The sequence below is a fragment of the Citrobacter sp. NCU1 genome (assembly GCF_010231475.1).
Taxonomy (GTDB): domain Bacteria; phylum Pseudomonadota; class Gammaproteobacteria; order Enterobacterales; family Enterobacteriaceae; genus Citrobacter_D.
The window spans coordinates 67435-82412 of sequence record NZ_NRDO01000021.1 but is presented as its reverse complement, the minus strand read 5'-3'; the positions used below and the strand labels follow the sequence as shown (position 1 = coordinate 82412).

Here is a 14978-nt window from a genome sequence, read left to right as displayed (position 1 = left end):
GGACTGTCTCTGTCACAGCATTAGAGGATAACCCGATGTCCTTCACTCGACGAAAATTTGTTATTGGCATGGGCTCGGTGATTTTTTTCACCGGTCCCGGTCAAAAGGTTGTAGCTGGCACGCAAAAAACAAAAGACGTGCGCTACGCCATGATTCATGACGAATCACTGTGTAATGGCTGTAATTTGTGCGCACGTGCGTGCCGTAAAACGAATCATGTCCCTGCGCAGGGGAGTCGTTTGTCGATCGCGCATATCCCTGTGTCTGATAATGAAGATGAAACGCTGTATCACTATTTTCGTCAATCTTGCCAGCACTGCGAAGATGCGCCCTGTATTGATGTTTGTCCGACCGGGGCTTCCTGGCGAGATGAAAAGGGCATTGTGCGGGTAGACACATCCCGCTGTATTGGATGCAGCTACTGTATCGGCGCATGCCCTTATCAGGTGCGTTATCTCAATCCATACACCAAAGTGGCGGATAAATGCGATTTCTGCGCTGAAAGCCGTCTGGCGAAAGGCTTCCCTCCCATTTGTGTTAATGCCTGCCCAGAGCATGCATTGATTTTTGGGCGTGAAGACAGTCCAGAAATTCAGGCATGGCTGCGGGAAAACAAATACTACGAGCATCAACTCCCAGGCGCAGGCAAACCCCATCTGTATCGCCGGTTCGGTCAACATTTGATTAAAAAGGAAAATGTATGAACGCGTCGCAGAATGCCGAACAGTTTCACACGCAGCTCGCCCACTACGTGCCCCTGTTTTCAGCGGAATACTGGCCTGTCTGGTTGGTGATCGCCGGCTTGATGCTGGTGGCGATGGGGTTAGTGCTGGCGCTGCACGCCCTGTTACGTTTTCGATCGGTGAGTCAGCAGGTCGCCAGTCACGGCGAGAAAGTCTATTTGTACTCAAAAGCGGTCAGGTTATGGCATTGGTCCAATGCGTTGTTATTTCTGTTGTTGTTGGTCAGTGGTCTGATTAACCATTTCACGCTCGCCAGTCCGTCGGCGATCAAAAGTCTGCTGGCGGTGCATGAAGTTTGTGGGTTTCTGCTGCTGATATGCTGGATTGGATTTGTGTTGATTAACCTGGCGGGAGGCAACGGCCATCATTACATTATCCAACGCCAGGGGTGGGTTGTCCGTGCGCTTCGGCAGACGCGTTTCTATCTGTTCGGCATTATGCAGGGGGAATCGCACCCGTTTCCGGCGACCGTACGTTCGAAGTTTAACCCGCTGCAGCAAGCTGCCTATGTCGGTGTCATGTATGGATTGTTGCCGCTGCTTTTGATAACCGGATTATTGTCGCTTTATCCTCAGGTTGTCGGCGATCTGTTCCCGGGTGTTCGTTACTGGCTGTTGCAGGCGCATTTTGCATTGTCTATTGCCAGCCTGTTTTTCATCTTTGGTCATCTCTATTTATGCACAACAGGTCGCACGCCAGGCGAAACCTTCAAGTGTATGGTAGATGGCTACCACCGGCATTAATCGATGGTGATTACGTGTAAGGATTTACGGGCCTGGCGTGTCGGGCCCGTAATGTATCGATGGTTTATTCGCCATTTTCCTGATGGCGGAAGTTACGCTGACGTACATCGCACGCTACAGTTCGAAGGCTATGCTGATTGGGCAAACAGTCTGGTGGAATATGCGTGGACAAAGTGGCTGAATGAAGAGAGCTTTGTACGTCAGGATATTCGTACTATGGATTTTTTGGCGAATGCGCTGACCCCGCCGAATGCCATTTTCCCCCTTGATGCAGAAAGTATTGCCCCCTGTTTCAGCCAATTGTCCACGGTTAAAAACAAAGAGCAATTGGCGAATGCGGAGAACAGCGCGCAGATCTGCAGTGCAGGCGATAACGTACGGTTAGGCTGTGCCGGAGACAATGTTAAAGTGGCCAGCGCGGGGACCCACAGTTATATCGGTAGCACGGGAGACAATGGCTGGCTGAGCAGTGCCGGTTATGCCACACAGATCGCCAGTGCCGGTTATGGTGTGCGTATTGGTAGTGTGGGATATAACGCTCACATTGGCAGTTCAGGCGATCGTGCCCGTGTGGTGGTGGCGGGTAATTCCACCCGCGTGAGCAGCGCCGGAAATAGCACACGTATCGCCAATACAGGAATGCGTGTGCGAGTCAGTACGCTCGGCAACCGAAGCAATATCGCCAGCGCTGGCGATCTGTCACACATTACCTGCTTTGGTGAACAGCCCAAAATAGCCAATAGTGGTGATAACGTTCATATTATTGCCAGTGGCGAGCATGCTGTTATCGCCAGTGTAGGGCATGTGGATTCCATCATTCTTGGACCCGGAGGGTGCGCCGCGTTGGCCTATCATGATGGCGTACGCACACGCTTTGCCGTTGCCATTGAAGGGGAGAACAATATTCAGGCTGGGGTAAAGTACCGGCTCAATGAACATCACCAGTTTGTGGCGTGTTGAGTCAGTCTGGAGAGTCAATACAGTTCAGTTGCTGCCAAATTCGCACGCCGCGTTGTTTCTCATTCAGGAATAGTGACCACATCTCCCGTTGCCGGGCTATGCAGTGACGGCAACCATAATTTTCCCCACCAACCGGTGCAATGACAGGCGAAAATAAACGTTGGGTTTTGCTTGCGTAGAAAACGTCTGATTTTCCATAAAGCCCACGGAGATGCGCTACGCAGATGTAGCCCGCCGACAATGGCATGAATACGCGCGATGCCGGTGATGTTTTGGCAGTGACGTACAATGTTGATAATCCCTTTATGGCCGCAACCGGTGATGATCACCAGCCCCTGTGCCGATTTATAGATCAACACCCCTTCATCCTGAATGTAATCTGTGGATTGCGCGGGATCGTCAAGTACGCCATAGGCTTTTGGTGACGGGGTTGAGATCTCACCGGACCACATGAAGCGGGAACTGATGTCCACCGGTGTTGATGTCGGTTCCTGTTTCAAGCGTGAATAATCGACGTCGATTGACAACTTTTTGAGTTTTGCTGTTATTCCGGCCAATTTGAGTACGGCAAAACGTGGTTCACTGATGGTGGGATGGCAGATGATCCGCGTGTTCTCCGGGAGCCACGGTACGCCTCCGCAATGATCATAGTGTCCATGAGAAAGGAGAACTGCCGTCAACGTGCTGAGATCAATCCCCATGTTCAGGGCATTTTTTAGAAAGCTATCATCGGGACCGGTATCGAACAGCAGTCTGTCGTGACCATCGTCAATGAGCAAACTGAGGCCGGGTCTGGATATCAATGGCGGGGAATTATGACTTTCTTTTGCCAGATGATTTTCAAGTAGCACGCTGATTTTCAAAGACATGATTATTCTCCAGCCAGAAGGCTGAATTGTCTGTTATCTGCGGGGAAGTCTCAATAAGCAAGTGGGAATAAATGGCATTAAAAAAAACCGGCGTACGCCGGTTTAGACATTAGATTTTGCAGGCATCGCCGCAGTCATCATCGGCTACAATCGCCGGTGCTTTTTTGTCTGCATCATCAAGACGCTCTGCATTACGCTCTTGTGCTTCTTCCAGCCCGTTAAAGACCAGATTATCGAGATCAATTTCCATCAGCTACCTGCTTTATTTCTGTGTTTATCAGCACCTGAGTATATTTCAGAAAGGGCATAATCAACAAACAAAGTGCAAGTTGTTACTGAGCGACAGGCTTGTCAGTTTAACCGAGGCCTGTTCAGCCACCCGCACTCGCTTATTTAAAAATTAAACAGATAATATCACGGCAGGGTACTCTTTATGCTTTCCGGTACCCGCGTTGCTTACAGCACAGGTACCGGTATGACAGTCAGGGTTATACCCGGTCAGGAGTTTATCGACGGGAGAATTGATTCGTGGATTCTGCGAAAATGCGCCGGTGTAATCCGGTATTCACGCTTGAACGCCCGGGTAAAACTTTGCTGGCAGTTATAATGGTACTTGATAGCGACGTCTAAGATAGGCGTTGTACCGCCTCGCAACTCCTGCGCAGCCATTCCGAGCCGACGTTTTCTGACGTAATCACCCAGCGTATTTTCCGTCTCCTGTTTGAACAAAGCCTGTAGGTATCTCTTCGAATACCCTGATTTTTCGGAAATATCGTCCACGGATAACGGTTCCTCAAGATGAGCATCAATCCAGGTCAACAGTGCGGCGATGAAGTGCTGTTTGTTCATGATGGTGTCCTGCGCAAAACTAGTGATCAAGGTAGAGGTAATGCGTCCAACTGGTCATGCGTAGCAGTATTTTTCGCATAACCGCGACATGGGTGAAGCGATCGGAATAGACAGCGACCTGCGCACCGATCCCATCAGGTAATTGAGATAGCTCAACTGCTGGATCAAGTTCGAGGGTGGCTAACACTTCATTACTACCCGCAGTTGTACTGAGCGTCTGAAGCGTCCCTGATGCCTGATATCCCCCGTCTGGCGTAACAGGGATCACGGATTTCAGTCTGGCCTGAAATACCTGACCAGGAAGCGCATTGAACACAACTTCGGCCATATCCCCACTTTTAAGTCGCAGAAGGGCATTTTGGCGGAATGATGCAACAATCAATTTCTGTTGCGCCGGAATAAAGACCATCACCGGGCGAAGCGGAAGCGCTGCCGCATAAGTCCCCGGACGGATTAAAACCTGAGTGGCGTATCCATCGCTCGGTGCTCTGACGGTGGTCTGTTCCAGATCGTAACGCGCCTCTGCAACTTGCGCCTTCAGGCTTGCGACCTGCGACTGGTCGCCGTTAATTTTACTCTTCAGCAACTGCTGGATCTGGGCCTCCTTGGCCTGAGCGGCTTTAAGGCTGGCTTCCTGTCCCAAAAACGTTTGTCTCGCGGTATCAATATCTCGTTCTGAGAAGGGATTCACCTGGGCCTGGCTTCCCTTGATATAGCGGGAATATTCCTGGCTGCTTTGATCCCGTTCGGCGCGAACTTTACGGGTAAAAGCCTGGGCTTCTTCTAATTCCGACTGCAGTGCTGCCGTTTCGTGCTCGGCGGTAACGGTATCAGCCAGAAGTTTATCCAACCGCGCCTGATAGCGTGACGGATCGATCCGAAACAGAATATCGCCCTTTTTTTGGGGGGCGTTTGGCTTATCCGTTACAGATATCACATGACCGCTAACCTGCGGCACAACTGGAATTGAAATAACCGCTTTTTGAGCGTTGTTAGTATAAGGGTGATTGTAATTCATGAGCAAAATAAGTCCGCTCACCAAAAATATGCCCCCAAGCACTGCGGTGGGAACGCTCCATTTATTAACCGGGATGTTGAATACTTTAAATATAACCCATGATATGGCGGCATAGGTCATAACAATCAGCAAATCCATACTCTTTCACCATTACTAGTTAATCAATAACATCGCCAGTTGTGGCGACATTTTAATCATGATAAACATCAGGCAGAAATACAAAACCAGAAAAACAATGACTATATTTGTGAAATACATGCCTTTATTCTCTTTGCCGTATGGAATTTTCCATCTTCTCGAGTCGATGAAGCAGTTCGGCCATATCTGGATGTTCTGCCTCTGATTTTACCTGCATACCCCATCCACGATCCTCCCGATACAATGTTGCCCAAATCCATAAAAAGGGCCAAATGACATGGAGAGTAAAAAGGCTCACCCAACCTGCAACATGGATTGCATCTGCATGCGGATGGTTTCTTTTTTTTGCAATCTCATATGGTATGTCATGTATTATAATGATTGCGTAAAAACAAATAACACACACCAGTATTAACATACCTAAAGCAACATAATTCAGCATTTACTCACCCCAGATCGCCATAATGGATTTACTCCTTGGGTTGTTTTTTAAAAATAGCATCTTGACAGTGCATTCACGTAACAGGCACTACTGGTAGTTTTGTTATATTCCGGGTGTATGCCAGTAACGTTCTATCGCTGGATGACATCGTACCAGTGAGATAATTATTTAAAAATACCAATTATTTTATTAAGATTTTATTTGTTCTTTCGAGTTAATACCTGACTGCTTATTAACAATGATTACACAAATATATGCATTCAGCTAAAAACCAAATAAATTCAAACGATTACCAGTGTCTTAATAAGGTTCTTATGTTTTCTGAGTGTTGATTTTAAGTTAGCAACATGTATTTCTTGATGATTTGCTATAATTTATGAATTCTTAATAAAAAATTTTATTGGTTTGCAATGCTAAGGCGACGGGGTATGTCTCAAAAAATTCTTCTGAATGGTAATGTTCATTTTGATCAGAACAACAATGTGCTTGTTGTACTGAATGAGAACAATCGCGTTGTTAAGCTAAATCAGCCAGTCAGTCGCTGCTTAGGTATACTGATCGAGCAATATCCTGCGGTTGTCAAACAAGCCGATCTTTTTCATTATATCTGGGGTAATGAAGCCAGCCAGATCCCTGCGAATGCGCTATACCAGAATATCTCATTGCTGCGCCGAAGCCTGGCTAACGCCTCTCCAGCCCTGTCAGATGCCGTTATCACGGTTCCCAGGGCGGGGTTTAGATTAAGTGCAGAAGTTCAGATAACCACTGATACTGCATCGAATGAGGAGGTCAGTGCGGCGAACATTTCCTCCGAGAACGTGCATGGTTTAGCTGAAGAACCGGCCCCAACAACGATTAATAAACCAAAATCGGCACCAGGCATTGCGCTCTACATTATCTGCGCTCTGGCAGCCAGCATCGTACTTATCTTGACTTATCTGCATACTTCTCAGGAAAACAGTCGCAGTTTATTTGATACCTACACGCTGGCCACTGAACGTAACGGATGCAAGATTTATGCGTATCCCGACTTCGTACAAAATAATCAGTCCGAGTTCAATGATTATTTCAGGAAGTTTAGCATCACCTGCAAGGTATTGACGCATGCATATCTTTCAGTAAATACCCCCCGAACACGCGTATCGGTTATTTACTGCAATGATATTCTTGCCAGAGCGAAAACATGTGTCACGCATATTTACTGGAATGATTCTAAATGAAAAAAAATCTGATTTACTCATTAACAATTTTTTCAGTGCTGGTGTTGGCTGGCATTATGCTTATTCGGTCCATGCATAACGAACCCGATATTAACTGTCAGTCGAGAACGATTTTGCATGATGGGCAAAACGTTCTGACTATGAAGTCGGTTCTACATATTGGCAAGAATGATAATTTTTTTGATGTATTCCTGACATTCCGCCAACATGGTTCATCAGAGGAAAATTTCCACCGGGTCGTTAACTTTAATTATGATAAGGACAAGGACATCTATCAGATGTTTTCTGATGTCACAAACGACAATACGATGAACCGGGACGTACGCAACAAACTGAATGATATGTTGCCTGATTTTTTTCTGATGCCGCAGCGCGGGATTAGGTTAAAAATTAACCGCCTGAAAAATGGGAACTATACGATCCTGAATGACAGACTCCCTGTGTTCTTGTGTATGCCCGTTGCTAACTAACTTCTTCGTTAGTAATGGGAAGCAGGCTATGGGAATGTTATCCATAGGCTTGGGGAAGGGGACGGCGGTTCTAAAGGACGTAGGGAAAACAAGCGTCACACAGGGAGCAGAGACGTGATGGCCCAGCTTGCGTTAAAAGGGAATAGGTAATAGGTAAAAGACGATGGATGGAGAAGAAATTGGCAGACGTGAGTTTATCGTTGGCGAAAGCAATTTTGTAGATACAGATAACTGGGAAATGTTTTTGACGAGTAATACAAAACTAATCTCAATATTACATTAAAAAAAGAGAGTGAAATCTTGAGGGAGACTCGAAAATACAGATGGCACCAAATCACAAAATTGTGAAATGGTGCGTCCGAGTGGACTCGAACCACCGACCCCCACCATGTCAAGGTGGTGCTCTAACCAACTGAGCTACGGACGCAAAATGGTGCGTTCAATTGGACTCGAACCAACGACCCCCACCATGTCAAGGTGGTGCTCTAACCAACTGAGCTATGAACGCAACGTTGTAGGTGACAACGGGGACGAATATTAGCGGCAGAGTCAGAAGGAGGCAAGAGGGAAATGGTATTTTTCTGTCTGAATTCACTCAATCGCAGAGTATTTATACAAGTTGCTTATATTTTGTTGATGTGAAAGCGTATTTTTTGCGCATTGTGCCTGTTCAGGTCTGTAAGGGGCGGGTGAATGGTCAGAGAAGTGGGGTTGGGGGACTCATTCTCAGCGCTTACTTCTGGGGTAAACGCTGAGGAGAGCGCGATGATTGAGAAAACCCTGGGTACGGGTTAATTCATCGCTGTGCTACGTTGTTGCTCCTGGTCACTGAGTAACCGAGTTGCCAGAACCCCCGACATCATTGAGCCATTCACATTGAGCGCGGTCCTGGCCATATCGACGACAGGTTCTATCGCAATAAATATACCGACCAGCGCAACCGGGAAATTCAGCGTCGACAGAACGATCAGTGATGCAAATGTTCCACCACCACCCACACCTGCGACGCCAATGGAGCCTAACGCGATTGCGGGAAGCAGGGTTGCCAGAAAATGAAAAGACAACGGATCGATACCCATTGTCGGTGCAATCATCGCCACCATAATGGCCGGATAAATACCGGCGCATCCGTTTTGTCCCATACTGGAGCCGAAGGACGCTGCAATATTGGCAATCGTATTCGGTACGCCATATTTTTCCTGCGCAGATATTGCCAGTGGGATTGATGCAGCGCTACTTCGTGAGGCAAATGCAAAGGTAAGCACTGGCCAAACAGTTTTAAAGTAGTGAATGGGATTTTTACCACTCAGCACCAGTAAAATGGCGTGAACGATAAACATCATTGCCACCGCCAGATAACAGGCGGCAATAAATCCCAGTAGACTTGTAAATTGTGAAAGCTGATATGTCGAAAATACGTTTGCCATTAATGCCATAACCCCATAGGGCGTCAGCGCAATGACGATACGAACCATCTTCATTACCCAAATTTGTATGGCATTAATGCCAGCGCTTAATTTTTTACCTTCCTCAGGGGCTTCTTTTTTGACTTTTAACAGCGCGACGCCAGCAAGCAGCGTAAAAATGACGATACCGATGACGGAAACGCTTCTTGCCCCGGTGAGGTCGAGAAATAGATTAGTGGGAATCAACGATGTTATTAATTGAGGTAATGATACGGAGGCCGTTTTGTCGATATCCTCCGCCGTCAGGGTTGATTGCAGATGGCCAAAGGCGCTGGCGTCCAGACCAATGGCGTGTGCTGTAAACAGTCCCACGAATCCGGCGATCATCACCAGGCACAGCATGCAGGAGACGATTGTCAAAGACATCTTACCGATGCCGGCATTATTTTCGAGTTTGTTAATTGCAGAAAGAATGGAGATGAAAATCAGTGGAATTGCGACGAGCTTTAACAGGTTGACATAACCATTTCCGACGATGTTGTACCATTCAATAATGGTTTTGCTGTCCCCGGTGGCCAGAAAATGAAGAGAGATACCGATGGCGGCACCTAAAAAAATAGCAGTGAAGACCGATCGTGAAAGGGATTGACGCTTCTGATCTATTTTAAATACAGCCCATGAGCAGAACAAAAAAAGTGCAACATATGCGAGAGTGGTGAACATATTTTAAGCCTCTTGCCTCATTCAGCACCTGAAATGCCGGAAAGAGTTTGTTTTTAGTGAATAAAACTAAGTCTTAAACAAGCCATAGAACCGGGCAAGATTATAAGGAGGTATGCCTTCTGGATGCACACAAAAGTTATGGAATCTTATCAATTTATTTGTCTGTGGCGAATATTAAGCCAAACAAGGAGAAGGGGATTTTCTGTCGCCAGAAGAATATAAGAAAAAAGCCCACCAATTTCAGGGTGGGCTACATGATACGGGGAAAATATTAGAACTGGTAAACCAGACCTAAAGCAACGACGTCATCCGTGGCGATATCGTTACGGGAATAGAAGCTGTCGTCTTCATCCAGCAGGTTGATTTTGTAATCAACATAGGTGGACATATTTTTGTTGAAGTAGTAAGTCGCACCTACATCTGCATATTTCACCAGATCCTGGTCGCCGTCGGCGTTGTTCAGATCCTGACCTTTAGACATCAGGAAAGAAACTGCCGGACGCAGGCCGAAGTCAAACTGATACTGAGCTGTCACCTCAAAGTTCTGCGTTTTGTTTGCGATAGTATCGGAATTACCGCCATATGGCGTCATATTGCGGGTTTCTGAGTACATCGCGGCTAAATAGATGTTGTTCGCATCGTATTTACCACCCACAGTCCATGCGTCAGCTTTGTCACCGCCAGCGGTAGAGAACTCAGCCTGCTCGTTAGTACGGTCGGAAGAGGTATATGCCGCACCCAGCGTCACACCCATACCGAAGTCATAGGTCGAGGAAATACCGAAACCGTCACCGTTGGAGTTTTTAACGTTGCGGTCGCCACCATTACCCGTACCTTCCTGGAACAGCTGGCCATTTTCGTCGGTAACCTGATTTTCGTTGGCTCCCTGGTACTGCAGGGCAAAGCTCAGGCCGTCAACCATACCGAAGAAGTTGTTGTTACGGTAAGTCGCAACGCCATTCGCACGACCGGTCATGAAGTTGTCCGCTTTGGTATAGGAGTCGCCACCAAATTCTGGCAGCATATCGGTCCAGCCTTCAACGTCGTAGAGAACGCCGTAGTTACGACCGTAGTCGAATGAACCGTAATCACCGAACTTCAGACCTGCGAACGCCAGACGGGTCCACGCATTACCGTGGTCGCTTTCCGTGGTGTTGGCTTGCACGTTGTATTCCCACTGACCGTATCCAGTCAGTTGATCAGTAATCTGAGTCTCGCCTTTGAAACCCAGACGGATATAGCTCATATCACCATCAGAAGCTGTATCATCAGAGAAATAATGCAGACCATCGACCTTGCCATAGAGATCTAACTTGTTACCGTCTTTGTTATAAACTTCAGCTGCGTGAGCTGCACCAGCAGCCATCAGGGCTGGAATGACGATAGCCAATACTTTTCTTTTCATTTTATCCCTCAAACACCGAATTTATTTTTAGAAAATGGAACTAATTGCGATTCATCGAATCAATAGCATCCTAAGCTAAATCTGAATAGTTCAGCAAATCCTAACTATTTATTATTTGTTATCACTTAATACGGTTGTAACCAATGGAAATGTTCATTTGCTTGGTGAATGAAATAATATTTCACATTAGTATTGTGTATTTGTTTTGGATATTTAAATCGTTATAATTATCTGGCCGTAGACCTGTGCGGCTCTTTTTATCGTTAGCTTTGTGACTCAAGTATGAGTTTTTAATTTATTTATTAAATCTGCAATGAGAGGAATGAATATGCACTTGCGTGATATTCTGTTTACGCAGTAGTTCATTTATTCATCTGTTGGATGCCGAACACACAGTGTGTGTTCGGCTTTTTTTTGCTTTTTAGGTGGGGATTGCGTCGTTATCGCGCAGCGCGTTGCAAAATCACCGTAGAAGGCTGGCGTTGCAGGTATCGCATACGCAGCATCATAAGAATGGCTGCAGAGGTCAGACCGATAATAAAGCCCATCCAGAAGCCAGCCGGTCCCATACGATCAACGACCAGGTCGGTTAACGCCAGGACATATCCGCTGGGTAAACCTAAGACCCAATAGGCGGTGAAGGTGATAAAAAAGATGGATCGCGTGTCTTTATAGCCACGTAAAATACCGCTGCCAATGACCTGAATAGAGTCGGAGATCTGATAAACCGCCGCCAGCAGCATTAGCTGTGCCGCCAGCGTAACGACTGCCGGATTATCGTTGTAGAGCAGGGCGATGTGCTCACGCAGGGTTACCGTGAAGATCGCCGTTATAATGGCCATGCAGACACCGACGCCCAAACCGGTCCTGGCTGCAGTCTGCGCATCCAGCGTTGAACCCTGACCCAGACGATACCCTACCCGAATCGTCACCGCAGCCGCCAACGACATGGGCAGTACAAACATCAACGAACTGAAATTGAGAGCAATCTGGTGACCAGCAACGTCGACAATACCCAGCGGCGATACCAACAATGCCACGACGGCAAAGAGAGTCACTTCAAAAAATAACGCTAAAGCAATCGGTAGACCTAGCTGCACCAACCGTTTCACGACGGCAGTGTCGGGTTTACTGAATCCTGGCTCATTACGAATATCTCGCATCGAACGTGCGTGTCTGATGTATGAAACCATCGCGATGAACATCACCCAGTACACAGCTGCGGTGGCAACACCACAGCCGACACCGCCGAGTTCCGGCATGCCAAAATGACCATAAATGAAGATGTAGTTAACTGGAATATTGACCAGTAGTCCCAGGAACCCCATTACCATGCCGGGTTTGGTTTTGGCCAAACCTTCGCACTGGTTGCGCGCCACCTGGAAAAACAGATATCCCGGCGCTCCCCAGAGCAGAGCCTTGAGATAACCGACCGCTTTATCGGCCAACGCCGGATCAATATTATCCATTGCGCGGATGATATGTCCGGCGTTCCACAGGACGACCATAATGAGGACGGAGACCCCCCCCGCCAGCCAGAATCCCTGGCGCACCTGATGCGCGATACGATCACGACGTCCCGAACCATTTAACTGAGCGATGACAGGAGTCAACGCCAGCAGCAGGCCATGACCAAACAGAATGGCCGGTAACCAAATGGACGTGCCAATGGCGACAGCTGCCATGTCTGTGGCACTGTATCCACCGGCCATCACGGTATCAACAAATCCCATCGCGGTTTGGGCGATTTGCGCGAGAATCACCGGTATTGCCAGAGCTAATAACTGACGCGCTTCACTGATATACTTTTGCACGTATACACCTTGTTTTTTTGTTGTTATTTGAGAGACCAGAAAAGCCGCCGTAAGTGGCAGCAAGAAGAAAATGCAGGGGAATTAGCAGTCTATTGTAGCGAGGAATACGTAATTCTCCAGTGAAAAAACAGGTGTGAGCGGCACATTGCTGGCAACCTGAATTTTCACCTGCTATTGTGCTGGGCAGAGATATTCAAACTGATTTCAGGAGTTACAGGTATGTTTACGGGTATTGTGCAGGGCACCGCCAGACTGGTGTCGATTGATGAAAAACCGAATTTTCGCACTCATGTAGTGGAATTACCTGAATACATGCTGGATGCGCTGGAGACGGGCGCATCGGTGGCGCATAACGGGTGTTGTTTGACCGTCACCGAAATCAAGGGGAATCAGATCAGTTTTGATTTGATGAAAGAAACCTTGCGAATTACTAATTTAGGTGAGCTGAAAGTGGGCGATGTGGTTAATGTTGAGCGCGCCGCAAAATTCAGTGATGAGATTGGTGGGCATTTAATGTCGGGCCATATTATGACCACCGCCGAAATCTCAAAAATTCTGACCTCAGAAAATAACCGTCAGATTTGGTTCAAAGTGCAGGATCCGCAGATGATGAAATATATTCTGTACAAAGGATTTATCGGCATCGACGGCATTAGCCTGACTGTGGGCGAAGTTACCGCAACGCGTTTTTGTGTTCACCTTATTCCAGAAACGCTGGAACGCACCACGCTGGGTAAGAAAAAGCTGGGCGCTCGCGTGAATATCGAAATTGATCCGCAAACCCAGGCGGTTGTTGATACGGTTGAGCGGGTATTAGCTGCCCGGGACAGTGTCGCAAATAATCTGGCGAATGACGCCTAGAGATATGAGAGTGGCCCCCGCAGAATTCGGGGGCTGCCTTTTTAGCGGGGAACGCGCAGACCGTGTTCAACTCCGCGCGAAAAAACGACCTGCCAGAGTTGAATATCGCGGGCGCGAAATGCGCCAGCGCAGGCATTCAAATAATAACTGAACATCCGCTTAAAGCGTTCGCTGTAGTTATCTGCGATTTCAGGCCAGGCTTTTATAAAGCGTGAATGCCAGGACATCAGCGTTGTATCGTAATCGGCGCCAAAATTGTGCCAGTCCTCCATCACAAAATGCGGTTCGCTGGCGTTGGCAATCTGGCGCACGGAAGGTAAGCAACCGTTCGGGAAGATATATTTATTGATCCACGGGTCGACATTGTTGTCGGTCTTTTTAGAACCGATGGTATGCAGCAGAAACAGACCGTCAGATTTTAAATTACGGTCAACCACCTCAAAGTAGGTGTTGTAGTTTTTGGGACCGACATGTTCAAACATACCTACCGATACAATACGATCGAACTGATCCTGTAGGTCGCGATAATCCTGCAACAGGATGGTGACATCCAATCCTTCGCAGCGTTGTTGCGCCATTTTTTGCTGCTCTGCAGAAATAGTTACGCCCACCACACTGACCGCGTAATTGGCCGCCATATAGTGCGCTAATCCGCCCCAGCCGCAGCCGATATCCAGCACGCGCATACCTGGCTTAAGCTGCAATTTTTCACAAATCATTTTTAGCTTCGCCTGCTGGGCAGACTCCAGAGTATCGGCTTCTTTCCAGTAGGCGCAGGAATATTGCATGAACGGATCAAGCATCCGGCTGAATAGGTCATTACCAAGATCGTAATGCTCTTTGCCGACTATCCAGGCGCGTTTTTTACTTTGTAGATTGAACAGGCGGGCGCCTGCGATGCGGAGTGTATCCTTGAAATGGTGAGGAAGTTGATTTTCCAGGCCTGCGCGCAGAACCTTATTGAAGAAAATATCCAGCCGTTCGCATTCCCACCAGCCATCCATGTAACTTTCACCTAAACCCAACGATCCTTCCTGCAATACGCGCTTGAAAAAATCTGGGTTTTTAATTTGAATGTCAGCCGGGGCAGGACCGTTGATGGCAACGTCTGCACGACTCAATAATTCGTTGGTGATACGGTACCAGTCATCATCCGGTACACTGACTTCTTCTATACACGATGAACTCATAGTTTCTCCATCACTGGTCGGTGATCAGAACCTTAAAACAGCGTAGACGCTTTTTTGGCTTTGTGAGAAATCTCACGGAAAAAGTCCGCGAGTCTATAATCCGACGTAGAACAGAGGAAGGGAGAAC

15 protein-coding genes and 2 tRNA genes are annotated in these 14978 nt (G+C 47.5%); 6 read left to right on the top strand and 11 right to left on the bottom strand.

Going from position 1 to position 14978, the window contains the following annotated elements; translation table 11 throughout:
• Positions 1 to 35 precede the first annotated feature (35 nt).
• The 3 genes from CJP72_RS08600 to CJP72_RS08590 are packed head-to-tail and all read left to right on the top strand — an operon-like array spanning position 36 to position 2446.
• Complete coding sequence (locus CJP72_RS08600) at positions 36 to 704, top strand: 4Fe-4S dicluster domain-containing protein (protein ID WP_162380453.1); 669 nt, start codon at positions 36 to 38, stop codon at positions 702 to 704.
• A complete protein-coding gene (phsC, locus tag CJP72_RS08595) occupies positions 701 to 1486 on the top strand; it encodes a thiosulfate reductase cytochrome B subunit (RefSeq protein WP_162380452.1) in 786 nt (261 codons plus the stop codon). The genes CJP72_RS08600 and phsC overlap by 4 nt, the downstream gene beginning before the upstream one ends.
• Before the next feature lie 3 nt (positions 1487 to 1489).
• Positions 1490 to 2446, top strand: coding sequence for a hypothetical protein (locus tag CJP72_RS08590; RefSeq protein ID WP_162380451.1), 957 nt, complete (start codon positions 1490 to 1492; stop codon positions 2444 to 2446).
• A gap of 59 nt (positions 2447 to 2505) precedes the next feature.
• On the opposite strand, the gene CJP72_RS08585 is transcribed toward CJP72_RS08590, so the two are convergent.
• The 5 genes from CJP72_RS08585 to CJP72_RS08565 all read right to left on the bottom strand — a co-directional run bounded on the left by CJP72_RS08585 (position 2506) and on the right by CJP72_RS08565 (position 5762).
• Positions 2506 to 3315, bottom strand: coding sequence for an MBL fold metallo-hydrolase (locus tag CJP72_RS08585; protein WP_162380450.1), 810 nt, complete (start codon positions 3313 to 3315; stop codon positions 2506 to 2508).
• Between the two features lie 109 nt (positions 3316 to 3424).
• On the bottom strand, positions 3425 to 3565 hold the full coding sequence (locus CJP72_RS08580) for a hypothetical protein (protein ID WP_162380449.1): 141 nt from the start codon (positions 3563 to 3565) through the stop codon (positions 3425 to 3427).
• Between the two features lie 248 nt (positions 3566 to 3813).
• Complete coding sequence (locus CJP72_RS08575) at positions 3814 to 4164, bottom strand: helix-turn-helix domain-containing protein (RefSeq protein ID WP_162380448.1); 351 nt, start codon at positions 4162 to 4164, stop codon at positions 3814 to 3816.
• A gap of 19 nt (positions 4165 to 4183) precedes the next feature.
• The gene (locus CJP72_RS08570) at positions 4184 to 5320 is read right to left on the bottom strand and encodes an HlyD family secretion protein (RefSeq protein ID WP_162380447.1); all 1137 of its coding nucleotides are present in this window, start codon (positions 5318 to 5320) and stop codon (positions 4184 to 4186) included.
• Between the two features lie 124 nt (positions 5321 to 5444).
• On the bottom strand, positions 5445 to 5762 hold the full coding sequence (locus CJP72_RS08565) for a DUF3302 domain-containing protein (protein ID WP_162380446.1): 318 nt from the start codon (positions 5760 to 5762) through the stop codon (positions 5445 to 5447).
• Between the two features lie 428 nt (positions 5763 to 6190).
• Here CJP72_RS08565 and CJP72_RS08560 point away from each other — a divergent pair, with 428 nt between their 5' ends.
• Together CJP72_RS08560 and CJP72_RS08555 are read left to right on the top strand one after the other, a co-directional pair.
• Positions 6191 to 6982, top strand: a complete 792-nt coding sequence (locus CJP72_RS08560; protein ID WP_162380445.1) for a winged helix-turn-helix domain-containing protein — start codon at positions 6191 to 6193, stop codon at positions 6980 to 6982.
• Positions 6979 to 7452 carry a hypothetical protein gene (locus tag CJP72_RS08555; RefSeq protein WP_162380444.1) on the top strand — a complete coding sequence of 158 codons (474 nt, stop codon included), beginning with the start codon at positions 6979 to 6981 and terminating at the stop codon, positions 7450 to 7452. Before CJP72_RS08560 ends, CJP72_RS08555 begins: the two co-directional genes overlap by 4 nt.
• 350 nt (positions 7453 to 7802) lie before the next feature.
• Here CJP72_RS08555 and CJP72_RS08550 read toward each other — a convergent pair.
• The 5 genes from CJP72_RS08550 to mdtK form a co-directional block, all read right to left on the bottom strand.
• Positions 7803 to 7879 (bottom strand) — tRNA-Val (locus CJP72_RS08550).
• Between the two features lie 4 nt (positions 7880 to 7883).
• Positions 7884 to 7960: transfer RNA gene (locus tag CJP72_RS08545), tRNA-Val, on the bottom strand.
• Positions 7961 to 8243: 283 nt separating this feature from the next.
• Entirely contained in the window at positions 8244 to 9581 is a 1338-nt protein-coding gene (locus CJP72_RS08540; RefSeq protein ID WP_162380443.1) for a cation:dicarboxylate symporter family transporter, read from the bottom strand.
• Between the two features lie 271 nt (positions 9582 to 9852).
• Positions 9853 to 10986: a porin OmpC gene (gene ompC / locus CJP72_RS08535; RefSeq protein WP_162380442.1), complete on the bottom strand. Its 1134-nt coding sequence runs from the start codon at positions 10984 to 10986 to the stop codon at positions 9853 to 9855.
• Between the two features lie 440 nt (positions 10987 to 11426).
• Positions 11427 to 12800: an MdtK family multidrug efflux MATE transporter gene (gene mdtK / locus CJP72_RS08530; RefSeq protein ID WP_162380441.1), complete on the bottom strand. Its 1374-nt coding sequence runs from the start codon at positions 12798 to 12800 to the stop codon at positions 11427 to 11429.
• Positions 12801 to 13019: 219 nt separating this feature from the next.
• Here mdtK and CJP72_RS08525 point away from each other — a divergent pair, with 219 nt between their 5' ends.
• The gene (locus CJP72_RS08525; RefSeq protein ID WP_162380440.1) at positions 13020 to 13661 is read left to right on the top strand and encodes a riboflavin synthase subunit alpha; all 642 of its coding nucleotides are present in this window, start codon (positions 13020 to 13022) and stop codon (positions 13659 to 13661) included.
• A gap of 41 nt (positions 13662 to 13702) precedes the next feature.
• Here CJP72_RS08525 and cfa read toward each other — a convergent pair whose 3' ends face one another.
• Positions 13703 to 14851: a cyclopropane fatty acyl phospholipid synthase gene (gene cfa / locus CJP72_RS08520; protein WP_162380439.1), complete on the bottom strand. Its 1149-nt coding sequence runs from the start codon at positions 14849 to 14851 to the stop codon at positions 13703 to 13705.
• Positions 14852 to 14978: the final 127 nt, after the last annotated feature.